Genomic DNA, 14,938 nt, shown 5'->3' with positions numbered 1-14,938 from the left:
GATAGAGAGTGCCGCGCAGCTTAAAATCAAGGCGCAAATGTTGGATATTGAAGCCGGCGGCATGATGAATATTAAATCCAGCGGTATAATGAACATCCAGGGCTCAATGGTGAAAATCAACTGAATGCAGTAGTCAGTAGTCAGGAGTCAGAATAAAATAATGGTTTATGTCTTGTATTATTCTGCCCTGAAAATAAATCATTACCATTTTCAGCTATTTGATGGTGAAGCGAAGCTTCATGGGAGCCTGACTACTGAATTCTGATTACTCTAAAAAGTAGGTTATGGCTATGTCCAAAGGTTTTTTGGGAAAAGGTTGGAAATTTCCTGTGCAAGTGGATCCCGTAACCGGCCGGATCATGATGTCGGAGTATGAGGAAGACATCTCTGAAGCAATTCGTATTATTTTGTCAACAGCTAAAGGAGAGCGGGTAATGCGTCCGGGCTTTGGCTGCGACATTCATAAATATATTTTCGGCCTGACGGACGTTACTTCGTTAAGACTGCTTGAGTCCGACGTTAAAGACGCGATTATGCTTTGGGAGCCGCGAGTTGACGATGTTGAAGTAAATGCGGATTTTGACCGGGAGAACCCGGGGAAACTGCTCATCAATATTCAGTATGTAGTGCGTACAACGAATAACCTTTTTAACCTTGTTTACCCGTTTTATATATATGAGGGCACCAAATAATCCTAAGGCTAAGGGGAGCATTATGCAGCCGCCGGTAATCGATCAAAGAGATCTAGACGCGTTAATTAAACAAATGGCTAAATTATATCCATATTACACGCCGGAATGGAGGTTTTCGCCGGAAGATCCCGATCCGGGCACGGCGCTTTTTTTGATATTCGCCGGGATGTTCCAGGAAAATATCAAGCGTTTTAACCAGGTAGCCGCGAAGAATTTTATGGCGTTTGTAAATATGTTTAATTTCCCCGTTCTCCCGGCCAAGCCCGCGCGCGCTTACGTTACCTTCAAGCTGAGTGAGGGGGCGGAAAAACCGGTGCTGATTCCCGCGGGAACGCAGGTTTCCGCGGATGTTCCGGAGGGGGATGAACCTGTTGTGTTTGAAACCGACGGCAGCATTCTGGCGACACCCGCCTACCCTGTCGCGGCGTACAATGTGAGTTCCAAGCTGGATTATATTTGTAAAATACCGGATGAATGCCTGGGTGATCCGGGGAAAAAGGATAAGCCGCCGTTTGCTTTATTGGATTTTCCGCACGCGCTTAACCTGCAGGAGCACAGTTTGTATTTGGGGCACGGCGATTTGTTCAATATCAAAGACACTGCCGTGGTGGAACTGGAGTTCAGAAACTCGCTGAAGAGATTTAAGGAGCCTTCGATTTGCGCCAAATTAGTTGATTTAGAATACACGGAATGGGCATACATCGGGGAAACCGGCTGGCAGGCTTTTGATGAAGTGTCGGCCGACGGGAATAAGGTAATTTTAAAGAAAACTAAACGGCTGCAAATTAAGCAGGCATCTGTGGGAGGGAGCTTCAGCAGGTGGATTAGGTGCAGGGCCAAAGCAGAAAAAGTAGCAGGCATTTGTGACATTGAAATAGACGGCGTGGGTGCCGGGGTGGCTTTTTACGACGTTGAAAACCGTAAGGGCATTGAACCGGATATGGTATTTTATAACGACGTCCAGCAGGATCTGACCGGGTTTTATCCATTCGGCCAGTACTTTGTCCAATATGACGCCTTTTACCTGTCCAGTCAGGAGGTGTTTTCCAAAAAGGGCGCTGATGTTAGTCTCCGGTTTAATTTAAAACATGTTGCCAACAGTCTGACAGACAGTGCAGCTGAGCCAACCGATTGGAAATTGGTGATGAAACAAGAGGAAATGGAAGTACCCCTCAAGACGGCGGAAGTGGCTGTAACGGCGGTAGCGTGGGAGTATTGGAACGGCAATGGCTGGGTAAGGCTTTCATTTGATAAAAAACACGAGGAAATTTTTTACCGGCAGGCGGATCAGGAACAGAGTATCGTTTTCAAGTGTCCGGCCGACCTGGAAGAGACTTTTGTCAACGAGCAATATAATTATTGGATCAGGGCGCGTATAACAAGCATTCAAAATAATTACGCGGCCAATTCGGTTTACCGCTCGCCGTGGCTCGAAGGTATTGTTTTAAAATATGAATTTGTGAATAACAAGAAGCACCCAATCGAGCATTGTCTGACGTACAACAATGTGGAATACCGGGACATGACGGAAGAGGCGATAAATGCCGGAAATATGTTTTTCCCTTTTCAAAGCCTGGTTTGCAGGCATCCGTCTTTCTACCTGGGGTTTGCTTCGCCGCCTCTGAAAGGGCCGGTTAGTATGTTTTTTTCTATAAAAGATCAAAAATACCCTGGTGAGGATTTGCCTTTTATTGAGTGGGAGTATTTGAGAAGCAACGGCAGCGCTGCAGAGACTGCAGAGTGGTCGGTATTGAAGACAGTGGACGAAACAAGAGGATTCACCAGGAGCGGTACTGTTGTTTTCGCAGGGCCGTCTGATTTTGTCAGAAGCAGTGTTTTTGGCCAGGAATTATTTTGGATCCGCGCCGTGAATCGTGACGGTAAGTTCGAACTGGAACAAAAACCGGCCGCTCCTATTGTTAAAGGAATCTATATGAACTCAACGAGAGTGACGCAGCAGGTAAGCATAAAGAATGAAGCGCCTGAGTTAGCCGGTGAAATCAACAAAGTATGCCAACTGGCGGCCTTGCCGGTGATTTCCGGGGAGGTTTGGGTAAACGAGGCCAGGTATCTGACGGAGGCGGAGAAGAAGCTTTTTGTTGATAATGAACTGTTTTCCGTGAGCGAAATTAAGGATGGCGAGGGAAGGACAAACGAGTTCTGGATCAAATGGCATCCTGTCGATGATTTTCTTGATTCCGGGCCGGAGGACCGGCATTATGTCATTGACCGCTCTTTAGGAAAGATTTATTTCGGAGACGGTAAGAACGGTAAAATACCACCCTTGTCAGATGTGAAAAATATCAAGGTGAAGTATAGCATTGGGGGCGGCACAAAAGGGAACGTGGGGCCGTTCGAGATTAAAAACCTTCAAAATTCGATTGCTTTTGTTGACGAAGTGTTCAACCCGGAGCCTGCCGGCGGCGGGTGCGATATGGAGACGGTGGCGAATGCTTTAAGACGCGGTCCGCAAATTTTGAAGCACCGCAACCGGGCGGTGACAGCTGAGGATTTTGAGTGGCTGGTCAGGCAGGCTTCCCAAAATATTGCGAGAGTTAAGTGCTTGCCGAATATCAACCTGCAAATGAAGAAAGAAACCGGTTGTGTTGCGATTGTGATTCTGCCCAAAGGAGGAAACGCCGGTTTGGCTGTCTTCCCTGAGTTAAGGCAGCAAGTGGAAAGGTATGTCATGGAGCGGACATCCGGCACTTTGTCATTCCCAGGTAAAATTCAGGTAATTAAACCGGCCTTCCTGGAGATATCTGTTTACGCGGTGCTTGTTGTCAAGGAAGTGGAAAATGTCGCGCCGGTGGAAAAAGAGGCGGTGGACAGGCTTAACGAGTATTTGGATCCACTAACGGGCGGTAATACCGGAAACGGGTGGGAAATTGGACAAAGCCCGCATATTTCTATTTTTTACGCGTTGCTGAAGTCCATCAGCAATGTTAATCATGTTGAAAAAGTCTCCATGACGGTTTATAAAATTGAAGATAATTTAAGAACGGAAATGGATCCGAACAATCTCGCTAATTTGCTCCACGGTATGGTCACCAACGGAAGCCACAGCGTGGATGTGAAAGTGTTGTAAGTACAGGAGTCAGAAAACAGGAGGAGAAGTTAACGAGTCAAGGAATTAGAATAAGAAAGTGGTTAAGAGTTGGTTGTTTTATAGTATTCTATATTCTGACTCCTGAATGCTCTTAATTATATATACACAGGAGGGTTAAATGTTACCCTTACCCGAGTTAGACGACAGAGATTTCAAAGAGATAGTCGATGAATCGAAAAAAGCGATTCCCAAGCTGTCACCACAGTGGACCGATGAGAATTACCATGATCCCGGGGTTACTTTTATTGAGCTTTTTGCCTGGCTGGCGGAAATGCAGCAGTATTATCTGAACCGGATTACCGTAAAAAATGAGCTGAAGTTCTTGAAACTTATGGGAGCCAGGCCAAATGACGCCGCTCCGGCGAAAGCCGATGTAACTTTTGCGGGCGTCAGCAGGGAATTGTATCTTCCAAAGGGCACTAAACTGTCGGCGTCCGGTCAACCCTTTGAAACCGCCGAGCCTTTATTGCTGGTTGCGGCCCAGATTGAAAAAATCATTGTGTTTTCGGATGCGGATTCAGTCGACAGCACCTCGTCCGACAGCAACAAAGGTGTTTCGTATTATGCTTTCGGACGGGAAGCAAAAAAAGGCAGCCGGTTTTATGTCGGATTTGACCGGGAATTGCCTCTCGGCCGGAGCCTTTCCTTAACAATCAAATTATACGAGGACTACCCGGTCCCAAGAGGGGCTGCTGAGGATGACGATAAGGATTTTGTCCCTCCGGCGAGAGTATCATGGAAATACTATGGGAGTGCATCAGCGGATCCGGGTACGGCGCCGGGCTGGCTTCCCCTGCTGGTTCTCAGGGATGAAACCGCTCACCTGTCGCGTGGGGGAAGAATTCTGTTTCAAGTTCCCACGTCCATGAAAACGGTGAAGATCCATCCGGCGAACGACAAAAGCCGCTTCTGGATATGCTGTACAGTTGAAGAAGAAGGATATGAACTGTCTCCTCGTTTGGACAGAATCTTGATGAACACGGTATCCGCCGTCCAGGGTGAAACCTTGAGCGAAGTTGTTTCATTTTCCAGCAGCGGACAGCCGGACATGATTTTTGAGGCCGGCGGTAATCTGCCGTTGTACGGGGACTGTGAGGTACAGGTCCGGGATGAGGAGGACGGCTGGCGGTATTGGAAAGCTGCCGGAGATTTATCTATTCTAAACAGCAAAGATTCAGGTTATATGCTGGAACGGAATATGACTGAAAAGAAAGTGATCATTAAATTCGGCAATGGATTATGCGGGGCTATTCCGCCAAGGGGGCGGGACAATATCAGGCTGATTGCCCATTTGCCTTCGTTTGCGGGCAAGCGGTTTGCCGGCATAAGCAGCGGACTGCCGCACCAGATTTTCGATACATCTGTTCCGGGGATTATCCCATCCGGTTTTAAGCTGCAGGTTGGCGAGAAAAAGGCGGGGTCTGATGAGTTTATATGGCGGGACTGGGAAATGGTGGATGATTTTGACGCCTCCAAGCCGGGTGACTTTCATTTTGCCTTGAACAGTGAGACAGGTGAATTATCATTCGGCGATAATGAAAGAGGGATGATTCCACCACGCGCCGCTCAAGCTAACATTTGCCTTGTTTCCTGCCGGACGGGCGGCGGAAAAAGAGGCAATGTCAAGGAAAACGAGATAAATATGATCGTGGGGCAAGCCGATGAACTGCGGGCAATTACCGTGACAAACTATTATCACGCTGCCGGCGGGACCGGAAAGGAAAGTTTGGAAGATGCCAAACGAAGAGTGCGCAGGCAGTTAAAAAGACAGTTTCGTGCCGTCTCGTGCCAGGATTTTGAAGAGATTGCCAAAACCACACCCGGCCTCCGGGTGGCAAAAGTGAAAGCCATTCCCCTGTTTGAAATGGGGTTGAAGGATTATCCGCAAAACAAGGCGCCCGCGCAGGTAACCGTTGTCGTGGTGCCCTACGGCGAATCCAAAAAACCTGTTCCCAGCAAAGGTTTTTTGGAAACAGTGCGGCGGCATCTGGACAAGCACAGGCTGATCACGACTGAAGTGCATGTTGTACCGCCGCAATATATTGAAGTCACGGTGCACGCAGCGGTTGTCACCGCGCCTAATACAAAGATTGATTCGCAAAAAATAGTGCAGGCGCTTGACCGGTTGTTCCAGCCGGTGGAGCAGCCGGACGGTTCAAAGGGATGGCCGTTCGGCCGCGCAGTATCCAAAGGAGACATTTACGGGGCGATAAACCATATTATCGGAGTGGAATACATTAAAGACTTGTGGCTGGACGCGCAAGGCACGGGTATTCGTAAAACCCAAAGCGGTGATATTCAAATTCCTCCCTTTGGCCTGGTATACTCGGGCGAGCACAAAATTGAAATTGTGAGCCGGACGGATATATAAACAGACGCGTGCGGAGCTGAGGTGAAGGCAGTGGCTGAACAGGCCGGGTTTTTTTCGTTGAATAAAAAGTCCGATTGGGAAAAAGGTTGTAAAATCAACCTGGAGATTACAGATAACGGACTCGCGCTGCGGAAAACGAATAAATACGCGACGTCCAGGGTGATTAACCTGGATGCACTGGACGCCATAGCTGAAGTGACTGATTTTACGGTAGGGAATAACGGGCAAATTTATCTCCTGGATGGCCGGGCTAATTTGTTTTTATATGATTATCTCAATGAGCAGCTGGATCTGTTCTTCGGGCGGGAGCAAGGATATTTTACGAAGAATGCCGCTATTTTATTTTTAAGAGGCACTATTTATTCAGCCGACCCTTTCGGGAAAAACAAAGTAGCGGCTTTTGCCGCGGCAACCGGGCAGATTTATTGGATTTTGAACAATTTTAACGGTTTGCCTTTATTTCCCCTGGCCATGACCGCGGATGAACAGCGGAATGTTTATATATTAGTGCCTTTGGCTGTTGCCGGCAATAATGATGACCTTGAAGTGCCGGCGGAAGGACTCCTGGGTGTGGTAAAAATCAGTATGACCGGGAAAGTGGTTCTTGTTTTCCAGAATGAGAAGTTTAGGCTGAATCACAGCGACAGAATTATTGACCTGTTAAAAAAGTACTTCATTACAGTGTCAAAAGAAGGTTCTGTCTATGTTTTAAACACTGAAGACAATACGGTTTTTGAGTTTTCCAAAGATAATGTGCTCAAGAAGCAGTATTCAGTTCCGCTGCCCGGCAAGTCATCAGGTTTTTGCGTTGATTCATACGACCAAATTTATATTGGCGAAAGCCGGAAGATTGGCTTGAACGCGGAGGATGACAGGTTTATCCACAGATTTTCTTCAATCGGTGAATTTTTGGAGAAGATTCCAGGCTTTAGGGGCCGGACTGATAAATTCTTTCTTGATCAGAATAACAGTATATACATATGGAATCAAGAAACAGGCACGATTACTATTTTGGACTTAAAACCGAAGGTTCAGGAAATGAGCGCAACCGGGTTGCCGCATGGCATCTACTTTTCATCTTCTTTCGACAGTACAATTACGGAGATATCCTGGCACAAAATGATTTTGAACGCGGATATTCCGGAAAACACGCAGCTAAAAGTATCTTATTTTTCTTCAGATCGCAAGACCTTGATGATCAACGGCAAATTGACCGATATTGATGAATTCATCAATAACGACGCGACGCCGCCGGATGAAAAGATAAGTTCTCTCGAACCGTTTTGGTCCGAGCCGGTTGTCAACCCCGCAGACGCGCTTGTTCACGGCGCCAGGGGCAGGTATTTTTGGTTGAAAATTGAGTTTGTCGGGAATGAAGAATTAACCCCGGTATTAAGCAAATTTCGTTTATATTATCCAAGAACGTCCTACTTGAGATACCTGCCCGCGATATATCAGGAGGATCACCAGAGCAGGGATTTCCTGGAGCGTTTTCTCGCGCTTTTTGAAGCTTTCTTTGCGGATATGGAGGAGAATATCAGTAATGTCGCCCGGTATTTTGATGTGGACGCGGTTTCCGGCCCATATTTGAAATGGCTGGCAACCTGGCTGGCAATTTCTGTTGATGACAGTTGGACCGGGGAACAATTGAAACAATTAATCAAAAAAGCACCGGTACTTTTCCAGAAACGGGGCACTAAACAGGGTATGGAGGAGATAATTGAAATCTATACCGGTGAGAAACCCTTTATCGTCGAGTATTTCCAGTATAAGCACCTCCGGGAGCAGCCCGAGTTAAAAGACCTGGTGGCGCAGCTTTACGGAACCGATCCTTATTGTTTTTGCGTTTTAATCAAACAGGAATGTGTGCCGACTGCGGGGCGGCGTTTTGTGGTGCAGCAGATCATTAATCAGGAAAAGCCGGCGTTCACCGAGGCAAAAATGGTTGTGCTGCAACCATGGATTTACATGGATATGCATACTTATCTGGGCATTAACACCTATTTATCCGAGCTATCATTATTGCGTCTTGACCAGGAGTCATCCATCCCGTATAGCACTTTGATCACAGACGTCGCTTTGGACAACAGGATGGGGGTACATAGCAGAGTAGGGCTAGACACTGAGCTGAAATAAAAGTGTTGCCTGGCGATTACCTTTGAGGCGATTTTAAGCCATTTGCTACACATAAATTGGCAGTAAGGAACAGGAGGTTTCATAATGAAGAGTGCGCGGTATTATCCATTTGAAAGGAATCGTTATTTTTACGGAAAACTGCTGACCGTCCGGGATTTTGAATCTGAACAAAAGTATATGAATGATAAGCGCCGGCTGATAAACAGGCTGCTGTCCGGCAGCGGGGTTGTGTGCGGGCTGCAGGTAGTCGCGGTTGATGACAAAACAATTTCCGTGGAAACAGGAGTCGCCCTCGATTCTTCCGGCCGGGAGATAGTCGTGGCGACGCCGGTTACCCAAAAGCTCTCCATGCTCGACGGATTTTCGAACAATGAATACGCGAAAGACGTATATTTGTGTATCGCCTATGATGAAAAGGGAAAAGAACCTGTGCATTCGATAGCCAGTTCTTCCACGCATTCGGAAGAGATGAGTGAATACAACCGGATCCAGGAAAGTTACCGGTTGTTCGTCAGGGAAGAAGCTCCCGGTCCTTCGGTTTTTGGTTTGCTGAACCTGGCGGAAGACATTAGTCTGGTTTACAGTGACAGTCAGGTGCGCATCTGGCAAAGAACACCCCGTTATGTGAACCCCGGGGGAGTTCTGGAAGTAACCATAAAAGTGGAAAAAGCTCTCCAGACCGCTAATTTGAGACTTTCATATGAAATCTTTTCCGAGCATTTTTATCCTGTCGACGGCGGCAGTACGCTAAAAGTCTCATTTATTGAACCTGACCACGGCCAGCAGACGGAATACGAGGCCAAATTTTTGTTGAAAGCGGTTGACAAAAGTGAGGTAACGGGTCAGGTGATGATTAAAGACAGTGTTGTCAAACTTGGGGTGGGGGATAAGCAAACGGACATAGAGACCGGCTGTGTAAATACGGTGCAAATTGTTGACGGGCCGGTCAAAGAGAGAATTCTGGACAGTTATTTTAACCTTACCCTGGATCAATACATGGAGAGCATTACCGAAGACTGTATATATCTGGCCAGAATAAGCCTGTTGCACGTGGGTTCCACGTTTATGATTGAAAAAGTGGAAAATGTCCCGTTCGGCGAGTATATTTACAACGCGTCGGTGCTTTACCAGCTGGGCTTGCTTGAAAGAGAGCATTCGGAAATGAGATTCACGGCGCGCGCCACGGCGACTGAATTGCCGCCCGGTGATAAACCGGAGGTTTTTGTAAACTACAACCATGAAAACAACGAATTTCAGTTTCAGGTTGGTGTTCCGCAGGCGAAGATAATCGTTGGGGACGTGACCACAGGAACCGCGGAAATAGAATTGGAAACAAACCAGAGATTCGGCAAAGGCTATTTTTCTGATGAAATTGAACACGGTCTCGGCTTGGGTCCGGTGTTTATTCATGTCGGCATAGAAGAAAACGTTGACAGCGAGACTGAGAACAACGGGCCGTACAGCGAGCAGATTTTTTACGGGGTAAACGAGGTTTTCCAAAAAAGCCCGTTCGAATCCCAGGTTCCTCCTTTATCTATCGGTACGGTAGTATACCCTAATACCGGGACCTTCCGTATCGGCATTAAACTGCAGGCTATCACAAAATTGCCTAAAATTACGTTGCGCTGGTGGGCATACAGGAAGCCCGCCGAAGTTAACCTGGATAAATAGAAAGGTGATTAGGTAATGTATGATCATCAAGTAAGTAAAAAATCTAATGACATTATTAAATCTTCCGAACAGCACCAACAGGCGAGGAGCTTCGGTACAAGAGCACAGCAGTCTACTGCGCAGAATATTTTTCAACTTCAGCGCACGATCGGCAATCAGGCCACTCTTGATTTCCTGCGCAAAAACAGGGGTTTGTGGGTTCAAGCCAAGCTAAGAATAGGGAAGCCGGGGGATGAGTATGAGCAGAATGCTGATGAAACAGCTAATCAGGTGGTTGAATACATAAATATGCCTGAAAGTAAGTCTGCCCGGCGGGAATCCCCGCCAGGAGAATTGCAGACGCAGCCCGAATCCGGCGTGGCGCAGCGGCAGGAGGATGAAGAGGAAGAGCTGCAGATGCAGCCCGAATCCGGCATAGTGCAAAGGCAGGAAGAAGAAGAGGAAGAGCTGCAGATGCAGCCCGAGTCCGGCACGGTGCAAAGGCAGGAGGAAGAAGAGGAAGAGTTGCAGATGCAGCCCGAGTCCGGCATAGTGCAAAGGCAGGAAGATGAAGAAGAAGAGTTGCAGATGCAGCCCGAGCCCGGCACGGTGCAAAGGCAGGAGGAAGAAGAGGAAGAGCTGCAGATGCAGGCCGAGCCCGGTGTGGTACAGAGGCAGGAAACGGGTGCGGGGGGCGTAGCAAAGCCGGGTATCGAAATGGCGATCCGGCAGGCGCGCGGCGGCGGCCAGGCCATAGAAAGCCAACTGCAGCGGAAGATGGGAAATGCTTTTGGCACCAGCTTCAGGGATGTCAAAATCTATACCGACACCCGGTCCGATCTTCTCAACCGTTCACTGGGCGCCCGTGCCTTTACGACAGGCAGGGATATTTTTTTCCGCCAGGGTGAATATAATCCCGGAAGCAACAGCGGACAGAAATTGCTTGCCCATGAGCTTACCCATGTTGTTCAGCAATCCGGCACCGCGTTAAGAATGTCTTTAAGCCCAATCCAGTTAAAAACGCGCAGCCATGCCGTGATCCAGATGCAGTACGACAAGATTGATGAATGGCTTGAAAAAGAAGCAGTTAGCGATAAAAAAGACGGTTTATGGGCATTTTTTAACAGTCTCTCGGAGGCACAGCAAAAAATTGCCGTTTATATTATTGTTAATAAAAAGGATATAACGACTATTAAGCAAGAAGAGATCTCGGATTTAAGCAGCAAGGCGGCGGCTAATCAATTACCGGTCCCTGGTTTGAAAGATTTTCAAAAAAAGATAAAAAAAGGTCTAATCTTTAAGGGTGTAGACTGGGACCGTTTTTCCGATGTGATCAGGTTTACCAAAGGGGCTGTAACCTCGGAATCTGTTGCTCCGACCACCGGATCAGAAATAGCCGGGTATACGGCTACAGGAGTATCAGTGGGCGGAACAGGGATGAGCAAAATCTTAGGACTTGCCGTAGGATCTCCTATTGGGTCTATCGCCAGCGTTATCGGATCGGGGATCCAGGTCGGTACGGGATTACAGGAGGAATTTGGCACCGGCCTGACCGAAGGAGAATTTAATGAAACGCATACGGTTAAAGTAATAGGTGGCTTAGCGGATATAGGCCGTCATACCTCGACTGCCGTAACCGGCCTACAGGAACTTACCGATATCGGGGCATCTACCGCGACAGCTATGCAGGCCGCGGGAATTTTGGCTGTCATTGGCGGCGCTTATACCTTGATTGGCGGTATTATCGGGTTGATCAGCCATGAAGATCGGAGAAGCGTACTGGAAAAACTCGGTGGGAGTTTCAAGAAAGAACTGGAAGATTTTAAAAATGAGCTGGATGTTCATTCAAAAGAGCTAAAAGAATTAGCTAAAGTTAAAAATCCTAGTGAGCAGGATCAGAAAAAAATTAAAGAAACAGAAGCCCAGGTTAATGCGTTAATGAGAAAGATAAAAGAAAAAGAAAAATTGCTGCAGGCCGCCGATATCGGGGCCGGCACACAGGCCAGAATGCGTAATAAAAGCGCCGTTACAGCGGCTCAAGGCGCCGCCCTGATCGCTGGGGGCGCCCTGGTGATTGCTTCCGCCACCAATCCGGTTGGCTGGGTGATACTTGGTGTGGCCGCCCTGATTGGCGGCATCGGGGCGGTGTATAACTGGTACAAGAAGAGAAAGCGCAAGAAGGAGCTTGTGGACGAACTCCTGAAAACAGATGTGTACGTCGAAGAACTGAAAAAATCGGGCAGTAAAAAGGTGGACAGGGACAAGGCAAGAAATCATTTATTGCAAAAACAAGGCTTCAATTCAGTGGATCAGCTGTATTCCTGCGTTTTGTTCAGCGCCGCGGAGGAGGCTTATAAAAAAGGTGTTGCAGGAGACGACAAAGAAAGCGCGGAATTAATTGAAAATCTCGGTTTGGAAATTGATAAAAAAACTAAGAGGCCGACTGTTGAGGAAATAGCCAAGAAATTACACGGGTAAAAACATCGGAAGGAGCATGTTCGTGGAATTATCGCAGGGTTATCCTTTTTCACTTGCTATGCTAAAAAAATGCCGCACACTGTACGAACAAGCAGGTCTGGTTACCAGTTGGGCGGAACCCTCGGAAGACGCCCCTTTTCATTCCCTGCTCGTGCGTTTCGACAAGGTGGGCGGACGGGAGTCCTCGGTTACCATGGAGCTTTGCTTTTTGCCGTATTTGGAAGAAGCCGCCTCGGAAGGAGTGTACTTGTTACAGACTTTTATCACTATAACGGAAAATATTTTTTCCGCTGCCGCCGCTGAGTTGCTTAAAATCGTGGCAAAAATAAACACCCAGCTTCCTGTGGGCGCGTATGGCTTTTTCGAGGATACCGGCGTTGTTTATTTCAAATACAACATCATCATTAACGAATCTGCCGGTGAAGAGGCAATAATCAAAACTATCAATCAACAAAGCGGCCTGATTCTTCACCAGATTTATCTGTTCATTGACGCCATCCTGGACGTGGCGGAGGGAATAAAGCCGGCGGCAGAAGCCTGGCAATCCGCGCCGCTGCTCTAATTTACTGCGGCTGTGCCGGTTCAGCTGTCTGAGCCGGTTGATAACTGCCGTTTTTAAACTCACCTTCATACAGCAAGTTTCCGCCGTCATCGAACATTTTCCCTTTTCCATCATATATTCCCCTGGCAAAGTTGCCGGTGTACCTGGGAGTGCCGTTGGCATTGTAAGCTGTTCCTTCCCCGGAATAAAGACCGTTTTCAAAATTTCCCTTGTATAAAAGGACGCCATTTTCGTCATAAAGCTCGCCGCTGCCGTTGTATATCCCGTCCTTGAAAGCGCCTTTATACTTGACATTGCCGTTTTGATACAATTCCTTGCCATCCCCGGAAAAAACCCCGTCTTTTAAGGTTCCTTGATATACAAGTTCACTGTTCTCATTAAACAATTTGCCTTCTCCGGTATAGGCGCCGTCTTTGAACTCCCCTTGGTAGAAAAGAATTCCTTTTTCGTCGTACAGCTTGCCCTGGCCGTTGTACTCGCCGTTCTTGAATTCACCCTGATAGAAAAGGATGCCTTTTTCGTCGTACAATTTGCCCTGACCGTTATATTCGCCGTTTTTAAATTCACCTTCATATTTTATTTTTCCACCCGGGTGGAATTGTTTTCCCTGACCGGAAAAAGCGCCGTTAGTAAACTCACCTTGATAAACTAGGGCGCCCTTTTCATTGAACAGTTTGCCCTGACCTCCGTAATTGCCGTTATTGAATTCACCCTGGTATACAAGCGCGCCGTTTTCGTCGTACAATTTGCCCTGACCATTGTACTCCCCGTTTTGAAATCCGCCTTCGTACTTTATTTTTCCGCTGTCATAATATAATTTCCCCTGTCCGGAGTATGCGCCGTTGGCAAATTCGCCCTGGTACAGTGTTTTATCGTTTTCGTCATACAATTTGCCCTGGCCGTTGTACTCGCCATTCTGGAAACCGCCTTCGTATTTTATTTTCCCGCCGGGGTAGTATAGTTTACCCTGTCCCGCATAGGCGCCGCTGTTAAATTCACCAACATATACAACGTTTCCGTTTTCATCATAAAGTTTACCCTGGCCTTTAAATTCACCGTTAGAAAAAACCCCTTCATAGCGGACCGCGCCATTGCTGTGGAAAAGAGTTCCCTGCCCGTTGATCGCGCCTTTATCAAATTGACCTTCGTAGATCAAGTTGCCTTTTCCGTCGTAGAGTTTTCCTTTTCCGGTATACTGACCTTCGGTAAGTTTACCTTCATACTTCACACCCCCGTCTTTGTCAAGCAGGATTACCTTTCCGGAAAACGTTTTTAACTCCTTCGCATCTTCGCTGAGTGTTGTAACAGTTAAATAACTAAGCGGTGAGAACTTTAAAAAAATATATAAAAGTATGAAGAACGCGATAAATATGATTAACAGCAGTTTTTTTGAGATATAGAAGCTCCGGATTTTAAGATAATCATTTTGGGATAGAGGTTTACTGTGAAGAAGCTTAAATATGCGTTCCTGTATGTACCTTATTGCGGTATATGGCAATCTCTTAAGGTTAGTTAAGGACGATGTAAACCTGCCTCTGACTAATTGAATAAAAGGATAAAAAATTTTTTCCAGAGCGAAAATAATTTTATCAAGCACATTGGTCACCTTTAGGATATTATTTATTACCATTTTACAACAAGAATTAGCTGATGAACATCATTATATTTACTTTTCTAAAAGATATTTCATAACTATTTCAAGTAAATGATTTCTGTCTCCTCAAGTGTTTATTTTGCTTAAATGGGTGGTAAATCCTGTAATAACATATAAAGGAATAAATGTTTTGGTTGGGAAAATGCAACTATATTTAATGATATTTAGCCGCAATTGTTAATCCTTTATAAAAATTATGCTAAAATTATGTTAATGAATAGTAAATTATCCAAAGTCAATAAAACAAAAAATAGCTCTACGAAAACGTGAGCTGACTTTGGATAAT

Annotated in this window: 8 protein-coding genes; 7 read left to right on the top strand and 1 reads right to left on the bottom strand. The window is 46.6% G+C overall.

All coding sequences use genetic code 11. The annotated features are described in order from the left end of the window. The first annotated feature begins 329 nt into the window (after positions 1-329). From A4E54_RS07520 to A4E54_RS07490, 7 genes are all read left to right on the top strand, one after another. On the top strand, positions 330-692 hold the full coding sequence (locus A4E54_RS07520; protein ID WP_286725392.1) for a GPW/gp25 family protein: 363 nt from the start codon (positions 330-332) through the stop codon (positions 690-692). A 22-nt stretch (positions 693-714) separates the two neighbouring features. Next, positions 715-3,780, top strand: a complete 3,066-nt coding sequence (locus tag A4E54_RS07515) for a putative baseplate assembly protein (RefSeq protein ID WP_286725389.1) — start codon at positions 715-717, stop codon at positions 3,778-3,780. 139 nt (positions 3,781-3,919) lie between these two features. Next, complete coding sequence (locus A4E54_RS07510; RefSeq protein ID WP_286725387.1) at positions 3,920-6,172, top strand: putative baseplate assembly protein; 2,253 nt, start codon at positions 3,920-3,922, stop codon at positions 6,170-6,172. A 21-nt stretch (positions 6,173-6,193) separates the two neighbouring features. Beyond that, the gene (locus tag A4E54_RS07505; protein ID WP_286725384.1) at positions 6,194-8,308 is read left to right on the top strand and encodes a phage tail protein; all 2,115 of its coding nucleotides are present in this window, start codon (positions 6,194-6,196) and stop codon (positions 8,306-8,308) included. Between the two features lie 84 nt (positions 8,309-8,392). After that, positions 8,393-9,979 carry a hypothetical protein gene (locus A4E54_RS07500; protein ID WP_286725382.1) on the top strand — a complete coding sequence of 529 codons (1,587 nt, stop codon included), beginning with the start codon at positions 8,393-8,395 and terminating at the stop codon, positions 9,977-9,979. Positions 9,980-9,994: 15 nt separating this feature from the next. Next, entirely contained in the window at positions 9,995-12,436 is a 2,442-nt protein-coding gene (locus tag A4E54_RS07495; RefSeq protein WP_286725380.1) for an eCIS core domain-containing protein, read from the top strand. A gap of 22 nt (positions 12,437-12,458) precedes the next feature. Further along, complete coding sequence (locus tag A4E54_RS07490) at positions 12,459-12,998, top strand: hypothetical protein (RefSeq protein WP_286725379.1); 540 nt, start codon at positions 12,459-12,461, stop codon at positions 12,996-12,998. A 1-nt stretch (position 12,999) separates the two neighbouring features. On the opposite strand, the gene A4E54_RS07485 is transcribed toward A4E54_RS07490, so the two are convergent. Then, on the bottom strand, positions 13,000-14,226 hold the full coding sequence (locus tag A4E54_RS07485; protein ID WP_286725377.1) for a hypothetical protein: 1,227 nt from the start codon (positions 14,224-14,226) through the stop codon (positions 13,000-13,002). Between the last annotated feature and the right edge of the window lie 712 nt (positions 14,227-14,938).

Origin of the sequence: Pelotomaculum sp. PtaB.Bin117 (assembly GCF_002067195.1) — a bacterium.
Lineage (GTDB): Bacteria > Bacillota > Desulfotomaculia > Desulfotomaculales > Pelotomaculaceae > Pelotomaculum_D > Pelotomaculum_D terephthalicicum.
This window is presented reverse-complemented; position numbering and strand designations above follow the sequence as displayed.

Bases quoted from the DNA above. Each gene is read 5' to 3' on its own strand.
- A4E54_RS07510 (WP_286725387.1), top strand. From the start codon at position 3,920: ATGTTACCCTTACCCGAGTTAGACGACAGAGATTTCAAAGAGATAGTC.
- A4E54_RS07500 (WP_286725382.1), top strand. From the start codon at position 8,393: ATGAAGAGTGCGCGGTATTATCCATTTGAAAGGAATCGTTATTTTTAC.
- A4E54_RS07515 (WP_286725389.1), top strand. From the start codon at position 715: ATGCAGCCGCCGGTAATCGATCAAAGAGATCTAGACGCGTTAATTAAA.
- A4E54_RS07495 (WP_286725380.1), top strand. From the start codon at position 9,995: ATGTATGATCATCAAGTAAGTAAAAAATCTAATGACATTATTAAATCT.